Annotated in this window: 3 protein-coding genes; 1 reads left to right on the forward strand and 2 read right to left on the reverse strand. The window is 70.3% G+C overall.

Annotated features, from left to right (window positions below):
• Positions 1 to 65: 65 nt before the first annotated feature.
• Both ACWGE1_RS37485 and ACWGE1_RS37490 read right to left on the reverse strand, forming a co-directional pair.
• Positions 66 to 608, reverse strand: a complete 543-nt coding sequence (locus tag ACWGE1_RS37485) for a TerD family protein (RefSeq protein WP_453424943.1) — start codon at positions 606 to 608, stop codon at positions 66 to 68.
• A 153-nt stretch (positions 609 to 761) separates the two neighbouring features.
• On the reverse strand, positions 762 to 1,802 hold the full coding sequence (locus tag ACWGE1_RS37490; protein WP_453424944.1) for a hypothetical protein: 1,041 nt from the start codon (positions 1,800 to 1,802) through the stop codon (positions 762 to 764).
• Between the two features lie 218 nt (positions 1,803 to 2,020).
• Between ACWGE1_RS37490 and ACWGE1_RS37495 the strand changes: the two genes are divergently transcribed.
• Complete coding sequence (locus ACWGE1_RS37495) at positions 2,021 to 2,842, forward strand: glutamate ABC transporter substrate-binding protein (RefSeq protein WP_453424945.1); 822 nt, start codon at positions 2,021 to 2,023, stop codon at positions 2,840 to 2,842.
• Positions 2,843 to 3,003: the final 161 nt, after the last annotated feature.

Consider the following 3,003-nt stretch of genomic DNA (forward strand, 5'->3'; position numbering starts at 1 on the left):
CCACTCACCCCAGGAGTGGCCGCCGCCCGGTCCGCGCGGCTCTGCGCCGGACCCGGCGGTCGGCCTCAGCGCGGACCGCCCATGGTCCGGGCGAATTCCTCGGGGTCCGCTTCGAATCCGTGCAGCCGCAGGTCGAAGGACCATGCGCCCGAGGCGTCGCGGGTGAACTCGGCCACGGTGGCCGCGGTGGCACCGGTCACGGACCCGAAGTCGCCCTGGGCGAGGTCGGTGTGGCCCTCGCGGATCCGGAATCCGGTGCCGTCGATGTCGGCGAAGGTCTTCGCGGGGTCCGCGCCGCCGGTTTCGGCGTTCTGGATGACGACACCCACGACCACGCGGCTCGACTCCGGTGCCATCCGGTGCAGTTCAATGGTCATCACCTCGTCGAAGCCGAAGCCCTGGCCGGTGTGGCTGTCCCGGTTCAGGGCGATGGTTCCGTCGGGCGACCGGCTGCCGAAATGCACCAGCTGGACGGGCGTCCCGTGGAGGTCCGCCGCGCCGTAGACCGCCGCGACGATGTCGAGGTCGTTCGCGGGCGTACCGGCCGGGCTGGGATCCCACCGCAGCGCGAACTCCACCTTGGCCAGACCCTTGCGTACACCGGTCATCGAACTCCCCCTTCGCTCACAGGCATTGCCCGCTCATGATCCCACGAGCCCCCCGGCCCACTCCGAACGACCGTACGTTTTCGGCCAGATCGACCGGATCCGCCGGATCGGCCGAAGGGGCTGAAGGGGCCGCGCCCGCCGGGTTCCGGCGGGTCACCAGTCCCCGTCCCGCACGGACCTGCCCGGCCCGGGTGCGTCCCCGAGCGGCTTGATCTGCCCCGGCGCCGGCTCCACCCACGGGGTGTGATCGTCGCCGAGCCACTCCCCCACCGGTTCGACCCCGCGCAGGGCATCGGCGGGCGCGAGGTCGGCGGCCGAGTCGTCGTAGTGCTCGAACCAGGGCAGCCCGGCCCTGGTGTAGGCGGCCCGGTCGACCGGTGAGGGCGGGGCGTCCTCGCCGGTGATACGGCGCCACGCGGGCGGGGTCACCAGGTGCACGAAGACCCGCCCGGCCGGCTCCCCGGCCCAGTCGGACAGCCGCCGCTCGTCCCGGTGGACCACCTGGCGCATGGTTCCACCGGCGCCGAGTCCCATCGCCGGGGCCGCGGGCCCGGGCGCCGGCGGCAGGACCGGCCCGCCGCCCGGGGCCCCCGCCATCGGCGCGGGAACCGGGCCGCCGTAGCCGCCCGCGCGGGGCAGCGCCCGTCGCACGCGCTGCGCCCGCCGCCACTCCTCCCGAGCCGACGTCCCCAGCAGGAACGCCTGGAGCTGCACACCGCCGGTGGTCTCCTCCCCGGTGACCTGCCCTTCGACCGTGGCCCCGAGTCCCAGCGGCACGGCGACGAACTGGCGCACCGTTCCGTCCCCGGAATTGATTCCGTCCAGCCACGGCTGCCGCGGCAGCACCACGTAGTTCTGCGGGGCGCGCGCGAGGCTCCCCGTCCAGCGCTCGCCCGAGACCGCGCACACCTTGCCGACCCCGACCTGCAGTGCGGCCGGTTCCCGGGTCCCGCCGAAGCTCAGCCACATCGCCTCGCGCAGGTACACGGGCAGCATCACGCCGCCCTTCGCCAGCCACTCCGGCGGAACCGTGTCCGGATGATCCTCCACCCGCCGCAGCGGAAATTCCCCCAAACCAGGTGGAAGGGGGTGCGTACCGGATTCAGGGAGCCGAAGGGTGCGAATGAAACGGATTCGCACCCCTTCCCCCAAAAGCAGCACATTCCCGTCGACCCGTACCGAACCCGTCCCCACAGCCACCCCTTTATCCCGCTCCGCCCCAGGTCAGCCGCAGAATCCGCGGCAGAACCGGATCGTTATCCTCAAGTTTCGCTCAAATCTAGTGACGCTGCGCCCGTCCGCTTCCTAGCTTCCAACTACACGTGTCCCGACGTCCCCCGATATACGCGCGGTTCCACACGTCCCCGGCGATCCCGGCGACGCGTCCCGCGTTCCTCAGGAAAGAGTGCAGCATGAAGGTTCCCCAGGCCGGCGCGGTCGCCGCAGTGATCGCAATCGCCCTGACCGCCTCCGGGTGCGGCGTCTTCGACGATGGGGACCAGGGGGACGGGACCCTCGCCATCGGCATCAAGTTCGACCAGCCCGGCATCGGAATGCGGGAGACCGACGGCACCTTCTCCGGATTCGACGTCGACGTCGCCACGTACGTGGCCAAGGAACTCGGCTACAAGTCGAACAAGATCGAATTCAAGCAGGTCTACAGCAACGACCGCGAGCTGCTGCTCCAGTACAACGAGGTCAAGTTCGTCGTCGCGAGCTATTCGATCAACGAGAAGCGCAAGGAGAAGGTCGACTTCGCCGGACCGTATTTCGTCGCGCACCAGGACCTGCTGACGCGCGCCGGCGACGCTTCGATCACCAAGGCCGAGGACCTCAATTCGAAGAGCCTGTGCTCGGTCTCCGGTTCCACCTCGGCCGAGAACCTCCGCAAGAACCTCGCCCCCAAGGCGGGCCTGCTGGAGATGTCCGGCTACGCGGACTGCGTCGTCGCGCTCCAGGAGAGCCGGGTCGACGCCATGACCACCGACAACTCCATCCTGGCCGGGTACGCCGCCCGGAAGGGCAACGAGAACAAGTTCAAGCTGCTCGGCCAGAACCTGAGCAACGAGAACTACGGCATCGGCGTCAAGAAGGGCAACAAGGAGCTCCAGCGCAAGATCAACGACGCGCTGAAGAAGATGGTCGCGGACGGCTCCTGGGAGGCTGCCGTGAAGAAGAACTTCGGCGAGAACTACCGGTACGAGCCGGCTCCGGCGATCATCCCCGTCAGCTGACGTCCGCCGCGGCGGTGGCCGCGCCCGGCGTCCCGCCGGCACGACCCGACGGCCGTGACCCCGCCCCCGGGGGCAACGCCGCCCGGGGGCTCGTTTATCACCCGCAGGCCACCCGCGCCGTGGTGGGCACCACCGGCAAGTACACCCACAACCCGCGCGAG

The organism is Streptomyces sp. NPDC054932 (genome assembly GCF_053610205.1).

Excerpts from the sequence above, each read along its gene's own strand:
- ACWGE1_RS37485 (WP_453424943.1), bottom strand. The coding sequence starts at position 608 with ATGACCGGTGTACGCAAGGGTCTGGCCAAGGTGGAGTTCGCGCTGCGG.
- ACWGE1_RS37495 (WP_453424945.1), top strand. The coding sequence starts at position 2,021 with ATGAAGGTTCCCCAGGCCGGCGCGGTCGCCGCAGTGATCGCAATCGCC.